Annotated in this window: 19 protein-coding genes; 10 read left to right on the top strand and 9 right to left on the bottom strand. The window is 54.8% G+C overall.

From position 1 onward, the window contains the following. Positions 1-73 precede the first annotated feature (73 nt). The 3 genes from K3819_RS22195 (at position 74) to K3819_RS22185 (ending at position 2,947) form a co-directional block, all read left to right on the top strand. The gene (locus K3819_RS22195; RefSeq protein ID WP_221397951.1) at positions 74-889 is read left to right on the top strand and encodes a sulfite exporter TauE/SafE family protein; all 816 of its coding nucleotides are present in this window, start codon (positions 74-76) and stop codon (positions 887-889) included. 55 nt (positions 890-944) lie between these two features. Beyond that, positions 945-1,664, top strand: a complete 720-nt coding sequence (locus tag K3819_RS22190) for a DUF6933 domain-containing protein (protein WP_221397950.1) — start codon at positions 945-947, stop codon at positions 1,662-1,664. An 86-nt stretch (positions 1,665-1,750) separates the two neighbouring features. Further along, on the top strand, positions 1,751-2,947 hold the full coding sequence (locus K3819_RS22185) for a hypothetical protein (protein ID WP_221397949.1): 1,197 nt from the start codon (positions 1,751-1,753) through the stop codon (positions 2,945-2,947). Between the two features lie 3 nt (positions 2,948-2,950). Here the strand turns inward: K3819_RS22185 and K3819_RS22180 are convergent, their stop codons facing one another. The 9 genes from K3819_RS22180 to K3819_RS22140 all read right to left on the bottom strand — a co-directional run bounded on the left by K3819_RS22180 (position 2,951) and on the right by K3819_RS22140 (position 13,556). Continuing rightward, complete coding sequence (locus tag K3819_RS22180; RefSeq protein ID WP_221397948.1) at positions 2,951-3,937, bottom strand: hypothetical protein; 987 nt, start codon at positions 3,935-3,937, stop codon at positions 2,951-2,953. Positions 3,938-4,110: 173 nt separating this feature from the next. After that, positions 4,111-4,620 carry a Bro-N domain-containing protein gene (locus K3819_RS22175; RefSeq protein WP_221397947.1) on the bottom strand — a complete coding sequence of 170 codons (510 nt, stop codon included), beginning with the start codon at positions 4,618-4,620 and terminating at the stop codon, positions 4,111-4,113. Between the two features lie 390 nt (positions 4,621-5,010). Further along, positions 5,011-5,430 (bottom strand): very short patch repair endonuclease, encoded by a 420-nt coding sequence (locus K3819_RS22170; protein WP_221397946.1) that lies wholly within the window; start codon positions 5,428-5,430, stop codon positions 5,011-5,013. Continuing rightward, positions 5,431-6,618 (bottom strand): restriction endonuclease, encoded by a 1,188-nt coding sequence (locus K3819_RS22165; protein WP_221397945.1) that lies wholly within the window; start codon positions 6,616-6,618, stop codon positions 5,431-5,433. A gap of 175 nt (positions 6,619-6,793) precedes the next feature. Then, the gene (locus K3819_RS22160) at positions 6,794-8,080 is read right to left on the bottom strand and encodes a hypothetical protein (RefSeq protein ID WP_221397944.1); all 1,287 of its coding nucleotides are present in this window, start codon (positions 8,078-8,080) and stop codon (positions 6,794-6,796) included. After that, positions 8,080-10,197 (bottom strand): ATP-binding protein, encoded by a 2,118-nt coding sequence (locus tag K3819_RS22155; protein ID WP_221397943.1) that lies wholly within the window; start codon positions 10,195-10,197, stop codon positions 8,080-8,082. Before K3819_RS22155 ends, K3819_RS22160 begins: the two co-directional genes overlap by 1 nt. A 58-nt stretch (positions 10,198-10,255) precedes the next feature. After that, positions 10,256-11,236, bottom strand: coding sequence for a DNA cytosine methyltransferase (locus tag K3819_RS22150; protein ID WP_221397942.1), 981 nt, complete (start codon positions 11,234-11,236; stop codon positions 10,256-10,258). A gap of 255 nt (positions 11,237-11,491) precedes the next feature. Next, the gene (locus K3819_RS22145; RefSeq protein ID WP_007951068.1) at positions 11,492-12,742 is read right to left on the bottom strand and encodes a ribonucleotide-diphosphate reductase subunit beta; all 1,251 of its coding nucleotides are present in this window, start codon (positions 12,740-12,742) and stop codon (positions 11,492-11,494) included. 553 nt (positions 12,743-13,295) lie between these two features. Continuing rightward, positions 13,296-13,556, bottom strand: a complete 261-nt coding sequence (locus tag K3819_RS22140; protein ID WP_007912695.1) for a DUF2790 domain-containing protein — start codon at positions 13,554-13,556, stop codon at positions 13,296-13,298. A 452-nt stretch (positions 13,557-14,008) separates the two neighbouring features. On the opposite strand from K3819_RS22140, the gene acs reads away from it, so the two are divergent. From acs to argR, 7 genes are all read left to right on the top strand, one after another. Further along, positions 14,009-15,964 (top strand): acetate--CoA ligase, encoded by a 1,956-nt coding sequence (gene acs, locus K3819_RS22135; protein ID WP_007951065.1) that lies wholly within the window; start codon positions 14,009-14,011, stop codon positions 15,962-15,964. 715 nt (positions 15,965-16,679) lie between these two features. Continuing rightward, on the top strand, positions 16,680-17,453 hold the full coding sequence (locus K3819_RS22130; RefSeq protein ID WP_011335541.1) for an ABC transporter substrate-binding protein: 774 nt from the start codon (positions 16,680-16,682) through the stop codon (positions 17,451-17,453). Between the two features lie 91 nt (positions 17,454-17,544). Beyond that, positions 17,545-18,234, top strand: a complete 690-nt coding sequence (locus K3819_RS22125; protein ID WP_007951063.1) for an ABC transporter permease — start codon at positions 17,545-17,547, stop codon at positions 18,232-18,234. Then, positions 18,231-18,929, top strand: a complete 699-nt coding sequence (locus K3819_RS22120; protein ID WP_039772064.1) for an ABC transporter permease — start codon at positions 18,231-18,233, stop codon at positions 18,927-18,929. The genes K3819_RS22125 and K3819_RS22120 overlap by 4 nt, the downstream gene beginning before the upstream one ends. A 1-nt stretch (position 18,930) precedes the next feature. Then, complete coding sequence (locus tag K3819_RS22115) at positions 18,931-20,043, top strand: succinylglutamate desuccinylase/aspartoacylase family protein (RefSeq protein WP_221397941.1); 1,113 nt, start codon at positions 18,931-18,933, stop codon at positions 20,041-20,043. A 23-nt stretch (positions 20,044-20,066) separates the two neighbouring features. Next, positions 20,067-20,831: an ABC transporter ATP-binding protein gene (locus K3819_RS22110; protein WP_003227281.1), complete on the top strand. Its 765-nt coding sequence runs from the start codon at positions 20,067-20,069 to the stop codon at positions 20,829-20,831. A 111-nt stretch (positions 20,832-20,942) separates the two neighbouring features. Beyond that, positions 20,943-21,923 (top strand): transcriptional regulator ArgR, encoded by a 981-nt coding sequence (gene argR / locus K3819_RS22105; RefSeq protein WP_221397940.1) that lies wholly within the window; start codon positions 20,943-20,945, stop codon positions 21,921-21,923. Positions 21,924-21,964 lie beyond the last annotated feature (41 nt).

The raw sequence follows: 21,964 nt of genomic DNA, 5'->3' as shown, positions 1-21,964 counted from the left end.
TGGCTGGGTTGCTGAAGCAGGCCAAGCGCCGCCGCTCTATCGTCGACCGCTCCCAACCAACGGATGACGCGCCATGTTCTACCTCCTGCTGACACTCTTCGGCTGCCTGACCGGCGTCACCGCCGTGCTCTTCGGCTTCGGCGGCGGCTTCGTCGTCGTGCCGCTGCTGTACCGCATGCTCACCGCAAGCCACGGCGCCGACGACCCGATCAGCCAATCCGCCATGCACATCGCCGTCGCCACCTCGACCTGCGTGATGATCGTCAACGCCCTGGTCGCCACCGGCAAACATCGCCGCGCCGGCAACCTCATCCGTGATTACCTGTGGCCCTTGGGCGGGTTCATCGGGTTAGGCGCGGTCGTCGGCGCAATCGCCGCGGTGTGGGTCAGCGGCGAAATCATTCGTTATGCCTTCATCGCCTACCTCGGCGTGACGATTGTCGATTGCCTGCTGCGACGCGGATTTCTTACGCAGTCCGAAGGCGCCATCCCACGGCGATTGGGAACACTGGAAACGTCTGGCGGCGGTGTAGGCATTGGCACCATCGCAACCTTTCTCGGTGTAGGAGGAAGCGTCATGACCGTGCCGTTATTGCGGCGTTGCGGTTTGAGCATGTCGCAGGCGACGTCGATGGCCAACCCGTTGAGCGTGCCCGTGGCATTGGCGGGAACCCTGACGTACATGGCGATGGCGGGACTCAGCGAGACAAAACTTGGGCCATGGTTTATCGGGTATGTGGATCTGCTCGCGTTTGCGGTGCTGACGCTGGGCTCGATGCTGGGGATTCGACTGGCCACACGATGGATCGGGCGGATACCGGATCGGGTGCATGCTTGGGTTTATATTGGATTGTTGGTTATTGTGATGTTGGGAATGTCGGTGAAGTAGTCGTGAGTCGACAGTCCCCTGTTTAATCCTCCCGATTATTTATTAGAGATCAAGGATGCTGATCTTCAATTGCACCGAAGCTGCCAGCAAGTTCTTCAGTCGTGTCCACCAGGGAAAAAAGATCACCCCGGTGGATTTCGCCCCGCCATCATCAACCATCGAAGATGATGAGATGGACAGTGCTGTCGAGCAGTGGTTGGTGCATGCGATCACTTTGCAACGAAAGCATGTGCTGTTCGCCATGCACATCAAGACTCGCGATTGCATGGTTTTCGCCGACATGAAAAAGGCGGATCTGGATGCATTTGTGGGGCAATTCGCTGATCGCTGGTTCAACGGTGTCATGCTTCATGCAACCCATCACGGACTCTCCGAGTGGATTGATATCGAACCGTTGATTGAGCGATTCCGATGGATGTGTCGACCGCAGCAGTTCTATCGCCGCAGCCATCGCAGCGCACAAAAACACATCGATGAAATTGCCTGGGTCTTCCAGGACAAGGCCGCAGGGGCCGGTTGTTTACCGCCTGATGAAGTCGCAGCCATGGTGTTCGACGCGCAGATGAACGACACCCCGAGAAACAGCAAGGGCGCCAAGGGTTACTACTACCCGGATGAGGAGATGACCGTTCATTGGCTTCGTCGTTATTGCGCGCTGGATGAGGACGAAGTTCAAGCGGCAAAGACGCGCCGCATGCAAGTGTATCGGGAGATAGCAGCAGTCGAGCGCGAAGCCTGGCTGGAAGAGTACAACCGACAAAACTCGATTACTTAAGCCACCCCCGCCATAATCCGCCCCGCATTCACTAGCGCCGGCACTCACGTCCCGGCGCGACCTCCGACTCACTCAGGGATCGATCCATGCTCAAGGGACTGTTGCGCCTGGCGCCATACGCCGCCGCGTTGTTTTCACTGCTTTCCACTGCTCAGGCTGACGACGGCAGACGTGTGTTCACCGGCACGCTGGGCAAGACGCCGATTGTGGTGGAACTCAACACTCAGCAGCAGGATGAAGTGACCGGCCGTTACTTCTACGAGAAGTATCACCGCGATTTGGCCCTCAGCGGCGCATTGCAGGACAGCACGCTGACGTTGGTCGAGGGCAATAATCGCTACGGCGATGACAAGCCTTTGCCGACCCTCAAGCTGGAAGAAACCGCCAACGGCTGGCAGGGCGAATGGCAAAGCCCTCAGGGCAAAAAACTTGCGGTACAACTCTCCGAGGCCAAAATCGCTACGCCGACCGCCACCATGTTGCCCTTCATCGCCACGCTGCCCGCCAGCGAACCGTACGAATATCTGCGGCTACAGGGGCTCAAGCTCAAAGCCACGAAGAAAGAAGATTTCATGGGCTACACCTTGCAATGGTGGACGGAGCCCGAGTCAAAGATTGCCTTGTTTACCGTGGAATCCGGCCTGCCGAAAGATGACCTGCAGCGGGTCAACCAACAGTTGCTCGGGCGCTTGTGGAGCGAAGTCATCAGCTATCACGGCTGCCAGTTGCAGGGCGGGGAAAACGTCGAGTTCATGCAGCAGGCACAACCGCAACTGATCTCGCCAGCCGTGGTCAGCCTGAATATCTCGACCAGCTATTACTGCGGCGGCGCGCATCCGGACTTCGGCGATTCGCCGCTCAACATCGACGTGAACACCGGCCATCCGTTGTCGCTGGAAGATGTGTTGTGGGTAGGCGAGGGCAAACCTTTGCTGCACGCCGAGCGCGACAGCCTGGGCGATCAGCCGCTGAACGAACAAGAAAGTGCAGCGCACTCGACTTACCAGCGCGAAGTGCTGGTGCCGTGGCTGATAAAACAACTCACCGCGCTCTACCCAGATGAAATGAAGAAACCGGCGGAGGGCGATGAGGACAGTTGCGACTACACCGATGAAAGCATCTGGGGTTATCCGTCCTGGCACTTCACTCCGAAAGGCCTGTACCTGGGCGCCTACTTCGCTCGCGTCGCCCGCGCCTGCGATGCGCCGGACTGGTCAGTCCTGCCGTACTCAGTCGTCAAACAACACCCCGGCGCCGCCCAACTGCAACTGCCCCAGGGCTGACCATCACGCCAGCCCCGGCGCTTCACGAATGATGAAGTGATCCAGGTTCTCGATATTGGCATTGAAGACCTCGAAAGGCTTTTCGGGGTTCTTCTTGCCCGGCACCTGCTTCAACTCCGGCGTCACGCCATAAAAGAAGCAGAACAACTCCTTGTCACTGTCGATCGCGTGGTTGATCTCTTCCAGAAACGCCTTGCGCTTGCGGTAGTTGTCGATCAGCTTTTTATTGAGATAGACACTGACCGGATAAGGCTTCTTCTTGCTGTCATCCGGCTTCTTGAACCAGACCTTGTCCTCGAAATCGATCCGGAAACTGGCGCTGTGAAAGTCCTCGATCTTCTTGATCCTGCCCCAGTAAATCAGCCCCTTGTTGTCCATCAAATACTCAATCTTCTTGAAGAACGAACTGTACGGCGCCGTATGTTCGCCAATCTTCAACGGCATGCGCTTGAGCAAATCCTTGTCCGCGAAGTTCGACACAAAACACTCCACGGGGTGAGCGAAGACACTGGTCTTGTCCGGCGCCGTTTCACGACTCGGCGATTCTTTTGAGGGGGTAGCCGCCACCCGCACCGGATCATCCCGCAACACATCCGCCGCCCCCGCTGGCGCAGCAGGTTTGCGCACATACTCACGGCGCGTCAGCAACAACTCCGACGGAAAATGCTCCTCCCGCCCGTCATCCGATTCCCCATCCCCCGCCTCAACCCCCGACGCCGACGTCTTCAAACTCACATACGGACAACCCGCCACATGCTGCGTACCGGGCAGATTCTTGAAGTGCGGCGTGCGCACGTAATTCACGTTCTTGGCGTTGAACGTACCCAACTCGTTGGAAGCATCGAACACCGAACGACAGGCGTCGTTGGGGCACTGGAAGTGCTCCTTCGCAGAATCGAACGCCACCGTCTCATCGAAATTGAGATCGCGAACGTCATAGATCGACAACTTGTCGTCGAGGCTGAGGCAGTAGGCGAGGTCGAATTTCATGGTGGGGCTCGGGTCCTTGAGTGGGGGAGGGGTATTAATAGCGGGTGGTGGGGTGGGTTGCACTGATTGTTTTCAGGATGATGCGGAACCCGTCTGCCGAGGACTGGCTGTCCCCGACACTTCGGGTCATAAAAAACCGCTGCTTGAGTTTTCAAGCAGCGGTCTTTTTGATATCAGTAACTACGCAGCACTCGTGAAGCTTTACGCCACCAGGATTCCTGCCGATTGAACGGATCTTCCGCCAGCAAACACGGCATGTCCCGCAACCGAATCCACGGCTCATCCTGCCAGTGCAGCGTGCTCAACGACATCTTGGGCCAGCTCAAAACGCTCAACGTTGGACGCTCAACCGAGCGCATCGGACGGGCATCTCGCAGCGCAGGCACAACCTGATGCGTCACCCACTCACGAAGCTGCCGATACTCGGGGCAGTAGTGATAGATCAGCAACGCATACACACCTGACTCGCTCACCATCAGATGTTCTCCGGGCTCGCCGTAGGTCTCCACGCACATCATCTGCCGCTGATCGGCATCGAGTTTGCGCAGCTGTCGCTCATCCAGATATTTGCCCATCAGCCGCCCCAGTTCATGGACGCAGAACCAGGCCTGGTTCTCCACCAGAAGGGCATGCAGGTGGGTTTGGTTACGGACAAATCGAGTTGGAAGAAGTGGTTCAGACATGGCGTGCCTCCCGAGTCGGGAGCACGGGATTCAAACGGCGGGTACAGCGAGTCGCCTTCATCATGAAGGCTGAGTAGTCAGGCATTTCCATTTACCTCTGGCTGCTTTCTTAGGGCATTCGTTAAGGGTGTCGGGAGCTAAGAAACCCACCAGAGACGGGCCGGACATATTCCCCTTTCGGGTCTTGTATTCGCCCACTCCCGACATAACGGGACTTTTCGCAGGCGTAGAGAAACCGCAGACGAAAAAAAGCCGCATGACTGTCGGGTGCGGAGGACCGCTCTGGTTGTGGCGTTTCTTAGGCGCCGAACTGGGAGCCTATGGGCTCAACCCAGCATGGTCAACCCTTCAGAAGCGACAAATGTTTTGATGCAAAAAGAGTCGTAGGCCTTAGGCATCACGCTTGAATGCATTTTGGATTTCAAGGCGTAGGAGATCTCTGTTTTTTGTGTGGCACTCCCAGATGGTCACAACTCGCCAGCCCATATTGATTAGCGCTTGCTGGGTTTTAAGATCTCTTTCGACATTTTTTGCTAGCTTGTTTTGCCAAAAATCCACTCTGCTTTTAGGCATGTACGCGTATTTGCACTCGGGATGTCGGTGCCAAAAACACCCGTGAACGAACATACACAAACCATGCTTCGGGAAGACCAGATCAGGCGTTCCCGGCAGATCTCTTCTATGTAAACGGAAGCGAAACCCCATTTCGTGACATAGCGAGCGCACCACCATTTCTGGCTTGGTGTTCTTCCCTCTGATCTTGGACATGATCTTCGAGCGATGCTCGGGGGAGACTATGTCTGCACTCATTCACACCTCGGTCAAAGGGAAATTCATGTTCAACCATGCCATCACTGCATTGCCGTCCTGAAGCCCAGTTTCGCGAAGAAGCTCAACAATATCTCTTCCAGCAAGAATCATCACAGGGTGGCCGTCTTCCACGATCTCTTTGTAGGCTTGGTCGTTAAGCCAGGATGTGGTGATGATTACCCCAAATTGCCGATGTCGTAGGCGAGAAATAAGCCTGGAAACATGACGGACGCCAACTGAGCTGGCGATCCCGTAGCATTTAGCCTCGATTGCAAAATCCACCAAAACCGACGTCTCAGGCCTTCCAATTCTGAGCTTACCTGTACCGTCCCGCCCACCATCACGATAACGTCTCGTCAGATCGAGCTCGACTGTGTCAGGCAAACAGACTCTTACCAGATGCGCCGCACATTCTTCAAATGCATAGGGATCTGACTCGAAATGCTTGTGTAGGATCGAAAGCATTTTCATGTCTTCTTTCGAAGATGGCAGTTGTTCCTTTTTGGAGCGAATAGGCTGAGACCGCTTGGCAATCAGAGGTGTGTATTGTCCGGATCGCACCCATTTCAACCAATCGAGCGGTGCATGCTCGCTATCGCTTGCGCGCACGCCATTAATGATGTCCGTCAGCCAATCTCTTGAAATCTCAGGCAGGTCGAGAATTGTGAAAGTCGCTCTGTAATTCTGAAAACGCTGGCCCTTGCTGGCATGCCATACGGCCACCAAATCATCATTGTGGGTGCTTCCGATCCGACCAGGGACGGCAAGCCCTCTGAAAATCACATCTCGATAGATCCCAGCTTTAGTGAAAACGAAAATAGGTGGGATATCTGCCCGGGAGCCTGAGTGTTGTCGCTCGAAAATCAGCTCCAAAAGATTGTTGCCATAGCGATTGGTTTCGTCCAATTTACGCCCGGGCTTCTTGTTGTCGCCGTAATAGGTGAACACCCCGGTTGAGAGGTCGAGTTCGTCGGGCCAATCTAGATCTTCCATGCTTGATAATAGAGCAATCACGTTGGGGGATTCTCTTTTCCCTCTTATCCTAAACCCACCTTGATTGCTTAGTTTTAGCAGCTTGTTAAGTGGGTCATCACTCGCGTTTCCATTTCTGCTGCCGGAATATCGAGCATCAATAACTAAGTCTGCGTTCGCCAGTTCATCTACTGAAAAAATTTCATTTTTCATCATGGTGCTGTCCAGGTGCCATCACTGTGTGAATGGTGCCTGAAAAGTTAAGACTTTTCCATCAGATAGGTTTTGAGTAGCGCTGATGGCGAAAAATGATGAGTTTATTAAGTGTCAGTGGGCAGGTATAAGACTTCGGATAGGAGCGGCACTCACGTGCCGCTTTTTTAGACTGTTTTTAATAAACCCCAATAATTCCAGGTCGTGCAAGATGGGTTCTAAGCTTGAACAATAAATCGTTGAGTATCGATTCGTTGAGGCGATATAAGGCGGTTACTTTTTTGGTGCGGATCGTTGGTAATGGAATGTTGGCGCCGGCATTAAATACCAGGGAACGAACTTTTCCATTAATTTTAAAAGCCGGTGAAACCCAAAGGAATTCAGGTCTGTTTTTCCTAGGTTTAAGAAATCGGTCTTCTATTTCCAAACCAACAAAATAGCTCATAGGAACTGATTTGTTCTGAGCGTGGTCACACGCCGCATGAGCTTGACAAATGACCCAGCGTGCTTCTGAAAGATGCTCGGGTTTTGTCACGGAAAATAACTCTATTGCCGCCTGCTCTTGGCTTATGCCGAATGTGTTTATAAAGTCTTTAGCAGTCAATATATTATTTAGGCTTGAAATTGCGCCCCTATCAGCTAAAGAAATTCCATGTGTTCTTGTTGAAAGGTTTATAAATTTATTGAAGTCCGCTTTTTGGTCGGAAGTCAATACACTGCCGTAGTTTGATGCGGAATAGGCTTGTTCCCAAATTTTTTGCTCTTTCTCTGGGATCGATAGGTTTGAAATGTAGTCAGAGAGTATAGGGATCAGTGCCTGATTTAATGCATGGTATCGGTCTATGTCTATATTTGCTTTTCCCACGGCAGCATCCGCAAGTACTGCCATTACAGAAGCGGTCTCTAGTCCATTAGGAGAGGTAAGTTGTAGTAGGTGCCCAAGTGTTTGGGCTGCAGCCGATTGGACATTACTTTCCCAGCTTAAAAGTGCTCTAATTTGAGGGTGTGAGCAAAGCAATGTTTCGATTTCTGTAATAAGTACATCTGGATTTGTGACTTTGCCATTCAGGAGGTGTCCGGCTTTGTCTAAAGCAAGTACCTTGTAGGGGCGAGCTAAATTTTCGTCGAGTCGGGCTGATAGGTACTGTTGAAGTTCGGTGTCTGCATGAGTTCCTTCGCTCTGACCATACTTGGTCCAAAGTATTATTACGTATGGACCTTGGGGGGCGAGAGACTCCAATATGGAAAGGATTATACTAAAGTGAATATTTAGTGGAGCAGCGGAGTTTCCGTTAAGGTGTAGGTCAAAAAAGATAACGCGTGCATCTTTTATGTTGTGATTGATACCCGCGGACGAGTACTGAATGGCTAGGCAAGAGTGGCCTTTTTCATTGAGTGCATTTACCAAAGCGTAAAGCTCGCGCGCGTCATCATCAATGGCTACAATTCTTGGTGAAGGGAGCATTATTTAGAATCCTTAAAAATTAATGCGATGACGGCGCCATCAAACTCTTCTGGTAAATCAACTTCGCCTTTCTCAGGAAACGCTAAAATCCCACCGTTAAGCTCCATGGCTAGATTTGCATAGTACAAGCCAAGTCCCATGCCAATTGGCTTTCTCGTGAAAAAAGGTCGAACTAAGTTTTCAGGATCATCTTGAAAGCCTGGTCCGTTGTCCGCGATTATTAATGCTGGTCCTAGTTCGAAGTCGTGAGATATTCCAAGGTATATTTTTCGACTTGCGGCCTTCGACTCTGGCCATCTAACTTGTAGCCAGTAGATGGAGTTGTCGATGAGGTTTACTACTGCGTTCAGCACTAAGCCGAAGGCAAAAATGGATTTGAAGCCATCTTCTTCTTTTTCTAAAAAGGAGCAGCTTAATGTGGTTTCATGAAAACGGAATCTAGGCTTTGTAAGATCCCTAGCTCGTGTGATAAGAGTTCGAGCACTATGAGGTTTTTGATCATCACGCCTCAGTAAGTTAGAGAAGCCATCAAGCAGCTTTGTTAGGTCTCTGGCTTGATCGGCCGCGCTTTGCAAGTCGGCTCCGCTCTCTATGGCTTTGTGCAGAGTTCTTACACCACGCTCTACTTCATGGAAAACTACCGCTAAGTTTAGACCAGACATACCTGCTGAAAGCAGGGTTTCTTGCATCGTGTGATAATCTTCTTCCAGCTTTTTTATATAAGGTTCGAATTTTTCAATGACACCATGTTTTTTTAATGCTGCGCGTAGTTCTTCAATAGGCCTTTCGACATTTGCAGCGATGGGGTCTTGGCTTTTGTCAATTATTTTTCGAATGCGATCTTTGTCGATTTTTCGCTCTGTCTCCACTGATGCAAGCAAGCCTAAGACTACGCGTTGGAGATTGGTTAAGGCGGCGCTCTCCATAAAACCTTCGCGGTTGGTTTTTTCAACTAAGTCAGTAGAGTCTTTCAGGGACAGATGTATGGCGCCAATTATAAGGTTGTTGCTTATCCCTTTCGTTGGTTTGTTCACTCGTCTTAGATCAAGACCAAGCCAGTCTTCTCCAGGCTCTCCATAGTTGTATACTCGTACGCCATCACGATATACGCGTATGCCACCATTTTCATCGAGGTATTCTGTAAGGGTTTGAGTGTCGGACATGAGTTTTAGAGTTTCACGATCTCTGTCGTATATATAAAACTCTCCACTGATTTCGCCTATCCCGCTTAATGTTTCGGCGTTAGCAATTTCATTTTTTTTTGTTGTTCCCTTAAGCGGTGGGATTAGAAGGGGAACGTCAACCTCTTCGTTATTTCGCCCTTCGATTTTTATTCCAGGTGAGGGCTGAAATTTATAATCCCAGGTAAAGGACCCGTTGGGTTTTATTTGAAACTTGAATTTCCACGGTGCTCTTCTAAGAATCGCTTCTGGGTCTAGTAGATCTTTAGTCCATTCGGAGTGACCAGGAACTAACAGTTCAGCTTTGAAGCCTTCTGGACTATTGAAGGGTGAGCAAATCGACGTTATTTGTTTGTGTAGGCGACGAACATCTCCTCGGGTCCATTTTTTGGATCTTAGGTCTGTTATTTCAATTTTGGTTCCAGTGGTGTTCTCAGTGAATACGATAGGGTTTCTCAGTTTTACGCTGATTGGGGCATCATCTAAGAAAGGCTTTTGAATTATTTCATTCCAGTTTATTTCAACAACACACTCAAGTTCATTGGAAGCTCTTGTGGTAAGTGTTATGCGATTTCCAAGTTTGTGGACTGCAAAGCGGCCTAACCCCTTTTCACCAAGAGGTAGTCGTTTGTGCTTTTCTGTACGTAATTCTAGTTTGCGTTGTTCTTGTCGATGGTTGTTTCCAGGTACTAACCAAATATCTTTGATTATTTGTGGAGACATCCCTGTGCCGTCATCGAAGATCGTAATTTTTGGGTTTTCTTCGTCTTTTAGATCAAGGGTTACGATCGATTCGTTCGCATCGGCGTCATAGGCATTTTTTACTAATTCAAATACAGCGAGGCGCGGGCTGCCTATAAGTTCATCGCCAAGTAGCTGAAGGACTCTAGCGCGAGGGCGGAAGGGTTGTTTGAATTCTAGGTCTGAAGTGCTCACTTAGATTCTCTTCTGTTAAAGTTAATGCGCTAGATGGTTCAGTTTGCCAGCTATTTCTTTAAGCTGCTTTTATTTTAAGGTTTGCAGCGTCTCGAATTAGTGACTCGACGATAGCTTTCATTACCGGAGAGCACACCGCATTTCCCATTAATTTAACTTTTTCTCTGCGTGTGACATCAGGAAATTTATATGTGTCGGGAAAGCCCATTGCCTGACGTAGTTCTTCTGGTTGCAACATTCTCATCATATGTCCTCTATCTGTCGGTTGGACATAGGCAAAGCGGTCTACGGTAGTTATGGTTCGTAGCGGAGTGTTTAAGGGCTGCCAGCCACCACTGCCATCAGTGCCATAATAAACAATCAGAAAAGGTTCACTTTCTCCTAAAGCTGCAATCGCTCTATCTGCTCTTGCTAAGGTATCCTTCGCTCGCTTTGGAATGCGCAACGGAGTCATCTTGTACCGATCGGTTTTATCTAGAATGTCGAGTACGGTTTTTTGATCGGATACTAGTGGTGTTACTTCGCTTGGCATTCCATTTAGATCCGCGATCATGAAAAGGCGCTTTCGTCGCTGAGGGACCCCAAACAGCGAAGCATCAATTACTTGCTCTCGAACCTTATATCCTAAAGCTTCAATTTCCTCTCTTAGTTCTCGGTATCGTGGCCAAGGTTTCATGTGTACTACATTTTCAAGAGTGATCCATCTTGGCTTCATAACTGCTGCAAAACGCACTACGTCGAATGCGGTATCTTTACTTTCATCAGACCTCGGCTTGCTTCCTCGAGCGCAGGTATGATGAGTGCATTCAGGTGAGGAAATTAGTAAATCGATAGGCCCTGTTTTTTTCAGTACGTCTTCTGGAGCGAGTGGACGAAGATCTTCATTGAAAACTGTCGCATTTGGAAAATTTAGTAGGAATGAGTCAGCTGCGGGTTTCCAAAGATCGACGCCGCCAACGATCTTAACCCCAGCTTCGTATGCACCTAGACTACTTCCCCCGGCTCCGCAAAACATGTCAAAAGCTCGGATTTCTTCCATTGCGTTTTCCTTGGGTGTATAGATTTCCTTGAACGGCTCAATTGGTTTTCTAGCCTTGGTCAAGGTGAGGCTTTAAAAAATGTCTATCGATTGGTCAGGTTCAGATCCGGAATATACCTAAAAACCTTTCTCAAGAGACATGGTGTGTCTACGCATTTTTCGATTACCGATACTCTAGGATAAAAAAAACCCTGAGCAAGTCAGGGCTTTTGTAATCTGGCCTCGATTGAGGCCAGTATCCAAGGAGCGTAGAAGTCAATCCCAGCTCAACGCACCACCAGTCTGATATTCAATCACACGAGTCTCAAAGAAATTCTTCTCTTTCTTCAAGTCCATAATCTCGCTCATCCAAGGGAACGGGTTAGTGGTCCCTGGGTACTCTTCCTTCAAACCGATCTGCGACAGGCGACGGTTAGCGATGAACTTCAGGTAGTCCTCCATCATCGCCGCGTTCATGCCCAGTACGCCGCGAGGCATGGTGTCACGCGCGTATTCGATTTCCAGTTGAGTACCTTGCAGGATCATCTGCGAAGCTTCTTCCTTCATTTCGGCATCCCACAGGTGTGGGTTTTCGATTTTGATCTGGTTGATCACGTCGATGCCGAAGTTCAGGTGCATGGATTCGTCGCGCAGGATGTACTGGAACTGCTCGGCGACGCCGGTCATTTTGTTGCGGCGGCCCATGGAGAGGATCTGGGTGAAGCCGCAGTAGAAGAAGATGCCTTCCAGAACGCAGTAGTAGGCGATCAGGTTGCGCAGCAGTTCTTTGTCGGTTTCTACGGTGCCGGTGTTGAATTCCGGGTCGGAGATGGCGCGGGTGTATTTCAGGCCCCAGGCGGCTTTTTTCGCGACCGACGGGATCTCGTGGTACATGTTGAAGATCTCGCCTTCATCCATGCCCAGCGATTCGATGCAGTACTGGTAGGCGTGGGTGTGGATCGCCTCTTCGAACGCCTGGCGCAGGATGTACTGGCGGCATTCCGGGTTGGTGATCAGGCGGTACACGGCCAGGGCCAGGTTGTTGGCAACCAGGGAGTCGGCGGTGGAGAAGAAGCCGAGGTTGCGCATCACGATGCGGCGCTCGTCGTCGGTCAGGCCTTCCGGGTTTTTCCAGAGGGCGATGTCGGCGGTCATGTTGACTTCTTGCGGCATCCAGTGGTTTGCGCAGCCGTCCAGGTATTTCTGCCAGGCCCAGTCGTACTTGAATGGCACGAGCTGGTTGAGGTCGGCGCGGCAGTTGATCATGCGCTTTTCGTCAACGGCGACACGGGCGGCGGAGCCTTCGAGTTCGGCGAGGCCTTCGGCGACGTCGAGGGAATCCAGTGCAGCCTTGGCGCGGGCCACGGCGGCCGAGTCTTCGGCGGTCACGGCGCGGGCTTCGAGGGCGGCGGCACCGCCGGCGCTGTCGAGGCGGTCCATGTTGGCTTCGCTAGCGTGGCCGGCGTTGGCGCCTTTCACTGCTGCTACTTCACTGTCTTCTTTGTCGAATTCGTCCCAGCTCAGCATGACGTGTCGTCTCCTGCGTGAGGGCCTGTGCCCGTGTGAAAACTGATTGTTGGTTTTTCACACGGCCGTACAGGCCGCGTTGGATGTCGTTTTTTGCAGCGGTGCTACGCAGGCAATAAACAGAAAATTTTACGGGTTTCCGAGAGCCTCTGACGGGCGCAGGTCAGCGTTGTCGCTGCTGCGGGGCTTCAGAATGGCTTTGATCCCTGTAAGGGAATATTGCTGACCCGATTAGGGCGGCATTATAGGGAAAAAAACACGGGCGTGGGGGAGGGCGAAACAGCGCAGGGCGGTCGAGCGCGCGGGTGATTTCGATCGGAGCGAGGGTTTACAGGGCTTTCGCCGGGATTGGCCCCGGAGAATTTTTTTTCATTAATTTTTTGGCGTGTGATTGATTGCTCAAAAAACGAGCAAAAAACCGCGTTTTTCACTATATCTTGTGTTTTGCAACCCTTTTGCGCCGCTTCAAACACAACTGAGCCCGACCGAAGCCGGGCTGGAATCGACCCTCGATGTTGCGCTGAGTGATCCGATTCGGTGCAGTCTCAACGCATCAATTGGTGCAGCCGTTGCCCATGATGCTGTAACGCAGGATGTGACGCTGACCCTTGGAGTCGTCGTACTCCATTTTTGCCGGAACAACTTCGCAGACATTTGGAACTTCGCTCATCGATACAACTTTGGCGATGTCCAGGTGAGTGGAGTAAGTGTATTCCTCGATAACCGGTTGTTGCTGTGCGACATCAGTCGGAACCTCGTCTGCCATGGCGGTTGCGCACAGACTGCTGAGGGCCAGAACCAATAAAGCTTTCATTTGAAATTTACCTTCTTGAGGTCGAGTGGGGTCACGCAACCTTTTTGGGGTTGCGTGTGGAACTTCATCGTTTTGCTTTGTTACTTCAGAACTGGATTAACGGCCTTCGTGGGGGCTGTAACCTTGTTAATCGCTTTGCCTTGTCGGCGAGGTGAATTTTAGGGAGGCGGGGCAGGGGTAAACAGACCCGGTTTTGATAAACACCTTTGGCAGATTTGGTAACAATCCTTGGAGAGGGTGTTACCAGCGCTGCGGTTTTCTCGGGAAACCGGGTCGTCTGAATCGCTGGCAGGCCAGCTCCCACAAGGGTTGCGGGGTTTGCTTCAGGGGTGTCTGTGGCATTTCTGGATGTTTTGTAGGGGCTTGTTACTACCATCGTCGAATGGTTCTATACGGGCGCCCCGGCTACAACAGGGTCATACAAAAACAACTATTACACCGAGGTAGGAAAGATGAGTGCGGCTTCCCTGTATCCCGTTCGTCCCGAGGTTCTGGCCAATACGCTGACCGACGAGGCGACCTACAAAGCCATGTACCAACAGTCGGTCGTCAATCCTGACGGCTTCTGGCGTGAACAAGCCAAGCGCCTCGACTGGATCAAGCCTTTCACCACGGTGAAACAGACTTCGTTCGACGATCACCATGTCGACATCAAGTGGTTTGCCGACGGCACCCTGAACGTTTCCTACAACTGCCTCGACCGTCATCTGGCCGAGCGCGGCGACCAGGTCGCCATCATCTGGGAAGGCGACGATCCTTCCGAAAGCCGCAACATCACCTACCGCGAACTGCACGAACAAGTGTGCAAACTCGCCAACGCCCTGCGTGGCCAGGACGTGCACCGCGGCGACGTGGTGACCATTTATATGCCGATGATCCCCGAAGCCGTGGTCGCCATGCTGGCCTGTACCCGGATCGGCGCGATTCACTCGGTGGTGTTCGGCGGTTTCTCGCCGGAAGCCCTGGCCGGTCGCATCATCGACTGCCGCTCGAAAGTGGTGATCACCGCTGACGAAGGCATCCGTGCCGGCAAGAAGATTTCCCTCAAGGCCAACGTCGACGACGCCCTGACCAACCCGGAAACCAGCAGCATCCAGAAAGTCATCGTGTGCAAGCGCACCGGCGGCGACATCAAGTGGAACCAGCATCGCGACATCTGGTACGAAGACCTGATGAAAGTGGCGGGCACCGTTTGCGCGCCGAAAGAGATGGGCGCCGAAGAAGCACTGTTCATCCTTTATACCTCCGGCTCCACCGGCAAGCCGAAGGGCGTGCAGCACACCACCGGCGGTTATCTGTTGTATGCAGCGATGACCCACGAGCGCGTGTTCGACTACCGTCCGGGCGAAATCTACTGGTGCACCGCCGACGTGGGCTGGGTCACCGGTCACTCCTACATTGTCTACGGCCCGCTGGCCAACGGCGCGACCACGCTGCTGTTCGAAGGCGTGCCGAACTATCCGGACATCACCCGGGTGGCGAAGATCGTCGACAAGCACAAGGTCAACATCCTCTACACCGCACCGACCGCGATCCGCGCGATGATGGCCTCCGGCACCGCCGCCGTTGAAGGCGCGGACGGCAGCAGCCTGCGTCTGCTGGGTTCGGTGGGCGAGCCGATCAACCCGGAAGCCTGGGACTGGTACTACAAGAACGTCGGCAAATCCCGTTGCCCGATCGTCGATACCTGGTGGCAGACCGAAACCGGCGGCAACATGATGAGCCCGCTGCCGGGCGCCCATGCGCTGAAGCCGGGTTCGGCGGCACGTCCGTTCTTCGGTGTGGTGCCGGCGCTGGTGGACAACCTTGGCAACATCATCGAGGGCGAGGCCGAAGGCAATCTGGTGATTCTCGATTCGTGGCCAGGTCAGGCGCGCACCCTGTACGGCGACCACGACCGTTTCGTCGATACCTACTTCAAGACTTTCCGTGGCATGTATTTCACCGGGGACGGTGCGCGCCGTGATGCCGATGGTTACTACTGGATCACCGGTCGCGTGGACGACGTGCTCAACGTCTCCGGCCACCGCATGGGTACTGCCGAGATCGAAAGCGCGATGGTTGCTCATCCGAAAGTCGCCGAAGCGGCGGTGGTCGGTGTGCCGCACGACATCAAGGGGCAGGGCATTTATGTCTACGTCACCCTGAAAAATGGCGAAGAGCCGAGCGAGCAACTGCGCCTGGAGCTGAAGAACTGGGTGCGCAAGGAGATCGGTCCGATCGCTTCGCCGGACGTGATTCAGTGGGCGCCGGGGCTGCCGAAGACCCGTTCGGGCAAGATCATGCGCCGCATCCTGCGCAAGATCGCCACGGCTGAATACGAAGGGTTGGGCGACATCTCCACCCTGGCCGATCCGGGTGTGGTGCAGCACCTGATCGATACGCACAAGACCATGAACGTCGCGTAAGCGGCGGGTCTGAAGTGCAGAAAGCCCTGTCCGGTTTCGCCGGGTGGGGCTTTTTTGTGTCTGATGTTTTTGTAGCGTCGGGATGGGCCTCTTCGCGAGCAAGCCCGCTCCCACATTGGGATTGTGTTTGGCGCGGATCAAGTGTGGGAGCGGGCTTGCTCGCGAAGACGGCCTGTCATTCTCCGCAGTGTTCCGCTGTCTTACCTCATCGGCATCCAGCCAATAATTATCGGTTTCACTTGTCAGAACATTCCCACTGTTACCCGTTCGCCTTCAAGTAACCGAATGTGTAACCTCCCGCCCCGCAACGGGGCAATGAGAAACGCATCGCCCCGTTTTAGAGCCTCAAAACACCCGGTGAAAAATAAGACATAACCCCGCGCTTGCCGGATTAGAAGGGTTTGCGAATAATAGGCCCGCAATTTGCAGCATAGATCGGTTCACTGTCTTTCGCTCTTGCATGAAATTGCAGGGCTGTCAATGTGCTCAAGCGGGTTTCTCGGTGCATCTGTAATTAGTTGTCGCATTGAAGAAATATCGGCTTCGGGCCTGTCGTTAGAATGCCGATCACTCGCTCGTCGTGGCTTGCGTTGAAGCCTTCGCGGTTTTGACTGGAACTGTCCCACGCACGCAGCAACCGATTTCGTTACACCCATTCGCATATTGGGCTGTCGCTCACTCTGCCGTTTTTGCCCTTTACCGATGGAGTCCCAAGATGAAGAAACTTGTGCTGCTTGGCGCCCTGGCACTGTCCGTGCTGTCCCTGCCGACATTCGCCGATGAAAAGCCTCTGAAAATCGGTATCGAAGCGGCTTACCCTCCATTCGCATCCAAAGCGCCGGACGGCAGCATCGTCGGTTTCGACTACGACATCGGCAACGCGCTGTGCGAAGAAATGAAGGTCAAGTGCCAGTGGGTCGAGCAAGAGTTCGACGGTCTGATCCCGGCACTGAAAGTGCGCAAGATCGACGCGATCCTGTCGTCCATGTCGATCACTGACGACCGCAAGAAGTCCGTGGACTTCACCAACAAGTACTACAACACCCCGGCTCGCCTGGTGATGAAGGAAGGCACTCAGGTCAGCGAAGGTTTGGCTGAGTTGAAAGGCAAGAACATCGGTGTGCAGCGTGGTTCGATCCACGAGCGTTTCGCCCGCGAAGTCCTGGCCCCGCTGGGTGCCGAGATCAAGCCGTACGGCTCGCAGAACGAAATCTACCTCGACGTGGCCGCCGGCCGCCTCGACGGCACCGTGGCGGACGCTACGCTGTTGAATGACGGCTTCCTGAAAACCGACGCCGGCAAAGGCTTCGCGTTCGTGGGCCCGGCGTTCACCGACGTCAAATACTTCGGCGACGGCGTAGGCATCGCGGTACGCAAGGGCGACGCCCTGAAAGACAAGATCAACACCGCCATCGCGGCCATCCGCGAGAACGGCAAGTACAAGGCAATCCAGGACAAGTACTTCGACTTCGACATTTACGGCAAGTAAAGACGTCGCTCGACCCGTCCGAAATGGCGCAAGCAACAGGATCTCTGCGGTTTGCGCCATTTTTTCATCCCAACTTTCGAGGACCTGAATCATGTTGAAAGGCTACGGGGCTGTCATCCTCGATGGCGCTTGGCTGACGCTTCAGCTCGCCTTGTCGTCCATGGCCCTGGCCATCGTTCTCGGGCTGATCGGCGTCGCGTTGCGCCTGTCGCCGGTACGCTGGCTGGCGTGGCTGGGCGATCTGTATTCCACGGTGATTCGCGGGATTCCCGACCTGGTGCTGATCCTGCTGATCTTCTACGGCGGTCAGGACCTGCTCAACCGCGTCGCACCGATGCTCGGCTATGACGACTACATCGACCTGAACCCGCTGGCCGCCGGTATCGGCACCCTTGGTTTCATCTTCGGTGCGTACCTGTCGGAAACCTTCCGCGGCGCGTTCATGGCGATCCCCAAAGGTCAGGCCGAAGCCGGCATGGCGTACGGCATGAGCAGCTTCCAGGTGTTCTTCCGCGTGCTGGTGCCACAGATGATCCGTCTGGCGATTCCGGGCTTCACCAACAACTGGCTGGTATTGACCAAGGCCACCGCGCTGATTTCCGTGGTCGGTCTGCAGGACATGATGTTCAAGGCCAAGCAGGCGGCCGACGCCACCCGCGAGCCTTTCACCTTCTTCCTCGCAGTGGCGGCGATGTACCTGGTGATCACCAGTGTCTCGTTGCTGGCGCTGCGTCACCTTGAGAAGCGCTACTCGGTAGGCGTAAGGGCGGCTGATCTATGATCTTCGACTACAACGTCATTTGGGAGGCCCTGCCGCTGTACTTCGGCGGTCTGGTCACGACCCTCAAGTTGCTCGCGCTGTCGCTGTTCTTCGGCCTGCTCGCGGCCCTGCCGCTGGGGCTGATGCGTGTGTCCAAGAACGCCGTGGTCAACGGCGCGGCCTGGCTGTACACCTACGTGATTCGTGGCACGCCGATGCTGGTGCAACTGTTCCTGATCTACTACGGTCTGGCCCAGTTCGAAGCGGTGCGTGAAAGCTTCTTGTGGCCGTGGCTGTCCAGCGCAACGTTCTGTGCGTGCCTGGCATTCGCGATCAATACCAGCGCCTACACCGCCGAAATCATCGCCGGCAGCCTGAAGGCCACGCCGAACGGCGAGATCGAAGCGGCCAAGGCCATGGGTATGTCGCGCTTCAAGATGTACAAGCGCATCCTGCTGCCATCGGCCCTGCGTCGGGCGCTGCCGCAGTACAGCAACGAAGTGATCATGATGCTGCAGACCACCAGTCTGGCGTCCATCGTCACCCTGATCGACATCACCGGCGCGGCCCGTACCGTCAACGCGCAGTTCTACCTGCCGTTCGAGGCGTACATCACCGCCGGCGTGTTCTACCTGTGCCTGACCTTCATTCTGGTGCGCCTGTTCAAGCTGGCCGAGCGTCGCTGGCTGAGCTACCTGGCCCCGAGGAAGCACTGATATGGAACGCATCGACCACGTTCTGCCGTGGAGTCATTTGGGCAGCGAGCGCCGGATTTCGGTTTTTCGTTTCGGCAGCGGCGAGCGCAAGGCCTACATCCAGGCCAGCCTCCACGCTGACGAACTGCCCGGCATGCGCACTGCCTGGGAACTGAAAAAACGCCTCGGCGAACTCGAAGCCAAGGGCCTGCTCAACGGCGTCATCGAACTGGTGCCGGTGGCCAACCCGCTGGGTCTCGGCCAGTTGCTGCAAGGCAATCATCAGGGCCGTTTCGAGGCCGGCAGCGGCAAGAATTTCAACCGTGATTTCGTCGAGCTCAGCGCCCCCGTGGCCGCCAGGCTGGAAGGACAACTCGGTGATGATCCGCACGCCAACATCCGTCTGATCCGTCAGGCAATGGCCGATCACCTGGCCGCATTGCCCGAGGCCAGCAGCCAGTTGCAAGGCATGCAGCGCATCCTGCTGCAACATGCCGCCACCGCCGATGTGGTGCTGGACCTGCATTGCGACTGCGAAGCCGCGCTGCACATGTACGCCTTGCCGCAACACTGGCCGCAGTGGCGTTCGCTCGCCGCGCACCTGGACGTGAAGGTCGGTTTGCTGGCGGAAGACTCCGGCGGCAGCTCGTTCGACGAGGCCTGTTCGCTGCCGTGGCTGCGCCTGTCGCGGCTGTTCCCGGACGCGCAGATTCCACTGGCGTGCCTGGCGACCACCGTCGAACTCGGCGGTCAGGCTGACACCACGCCGACGCAGGCCGAAGCCTGGGCCGAAGGCATTCTGGCGTTCCTCGCCGAGCAGGGCCTGATCCGTGGCGGGTGGCCGAGCGCGGCGCACGAGCCGTGCGAAGGCATGCCGTTCGAGGGCACTGAATTGCTCCTGCCGCCGCATCCGGGGGTGGTGAGTTTTCTGCGCAAGCCCGGCGAGTGGGTTGAAGCCGGTGACAAGATTTTCGAAGTGATCGATCCGCTGTCGGATCGGGTCAGCACGGTGTGTGCTGGTACGTCCGGGGTGCTGTTTGCCATTGAGCGGCTGCGTTACGCCCAACCCGGTTTCTGGCTGGCCAAAGTGGCGGGGCGCGATGCGCTGCGCGACGGCCCTTTGCTCAACGACTGACTGTTTTTGTGAGAACCGACCGCATGTACAAACTTGAAGTCCAAGACCTGCATAAACGCTATGGCAGTCACGAAGTGCTCAAGGGCGTTTCCCTGAAAGCGGCCGCCGGCGATGTGATCAGCATCATCGGCTCCAGTGGCTCCGGCAAAAGTACTTTCCTGCGTTGCATCAACCTGCTCGAGCAGCCGCACGCGGGCAAGATCCTGCTCAACAACGAAGAGCTGAAACTGGTGGCGAACAAGGACGGCGCGCTGAAAGCCGCTGATCCGAAGCAACTGCAACGCATGCGTTCGCGCCTGTCGATGGTGTTCCAGCATTTCAACCTGTGGTCGCACATGACCGCGCTGGAAAACATCATGGAAGCGCCGGTTCATGTCCTCGGCGTGTCCAAGGCCGAAGCCCGCGAGAAAGCCGAACACTACCTGAACAAGGTGGGTGTGGCCCATCGTAAGGACGCGTTCCCGGGGCACATGTCCGGTGGCGAGCAGCAGCGTGTGGCAATCGCCCGTGCGCTGGCGATGGAGCCGGAAGTGATGCTGTTCGACGAGCCGACTTCGGCCCTCGACCCGGAACTGGTCGGCGACGTGCTGAAAGTCATGCAGGCCCTCGCTCAGGAAGGCCGCACCATGGTGGTGGTAACTCACGAAATGGGCTTCGCCCGTGAAGTGTCGAACCAGCTGGTGTTCCTGCATAAAGGCGTCGTCGAAGAAAGCGGCAACCCGCGTGAAGTGCTGGTCAATCCGCAATCGGAACGTTTGCAACAATTCCTCTCGGGCAGCCTCAAGTAATCGCTCCCGTTATGCACCAGATTAGGTCATGCTGCGCAGCGCGCCAGATGGTCTAATTTGGTTGCAGCCGATTTCGGTTTTTCCCTCTGTTTACGTTTCGGATCGCCCGCCATGACTGCCCATCGAATTGGTTTCCTGATTTGGCCCAGCACTAAAGCTCTGACTTTGGCGCTGGCAGAGGAGGCCTTGCGTGTTGCCCAGCGTGTGCATCCGGATGTGGTTTACGAATTGTCGTTCCTGCAGGCCGAAGCACCGACTGACGGTGAGTGGCAACTGCCCGGCGAACCCTGGGCCGGCAAACTCGAAAACTTCCAGAAACTGTTCCTGCTCGCCGATGAGCCACCGACCACGTTGGCGCCGGCACTCAACAGCGCGCTCAAGCAATTGGTACGCGCCGGTTGTGTGATCGGTGGTTTGTCGGCTGGCGTGTATCCGCTGGCGCACCTCGGTCTGCTCGACGGTTACCGCGCAGCGGTGCACTGGCGCTGGCAGGACGATTTCGCCGAGCGCTTCCCGAAAGTCATCGCCACCAGCCATCTGTTCGACTGGGATCGCGATCGTCTGACGGCGTGCGGCGGCATGTCGGTGCTCGATCTGTTGCTGGCAGTGCTGGCACGTGATCACGGCGCGGAACTGGCCGGTGCTGTGTCCGAAGAACTGGTGGTCGAGCGCATTCGTGAAGGTGGTGAGCGTCAGCGCATTCCATTGCAGAACCGTCTCGGCTCCAGCCATCCGAAGCTCACCCAGGCGGTGTTGCTGATGGAAGCCAACATCGAAGAGCCGCTGACCACCGACGAAATCGCCCAGCACGTGTGCGTGTCCCGTCGCCAGCTGGAGCGGATCTTCAAGCAATACCTCAACCGCGTGCCGAGCCAGTATTACCTGGAACTGCGCCTGAACAAGGCCCGGCAGATGCTGATGCAGACCAGCAAGTCGATCATCCAGATCGGCCTGTCGTGCGGTTTCTCCTCGGGGCCGCATTTCTCCAGCGCCTATCGCAACTTCTTCGGCGCCACGCCACGGGAAGACCGCAACCAGCGGCGCAGCAGCAGCCCGTTCGAATTGTCCTCGGTGCCGCCCGAGCGCGGTTGATTCCGGGTATCAGCGCCTCGAGGGCGCTGATACTCCAGGTC

This window comes from Pseudomonas sp. 3-2 (genome assembly GCF_019710535.1).
In the GTDB taxonomy this organism is placed as follows: domain Bacteria; phylum Pseudomonadota; class Gammaproteobacteria; order Pseudomonadales; family Pseudomonadaceae; genus Aquipseudomonas; species Aquipseudomonas pharyngis.
Note: the sequence above shows the minus strand (reverse complement) of the source record. Positions and strands in the feature narration are given on the sequence as shown.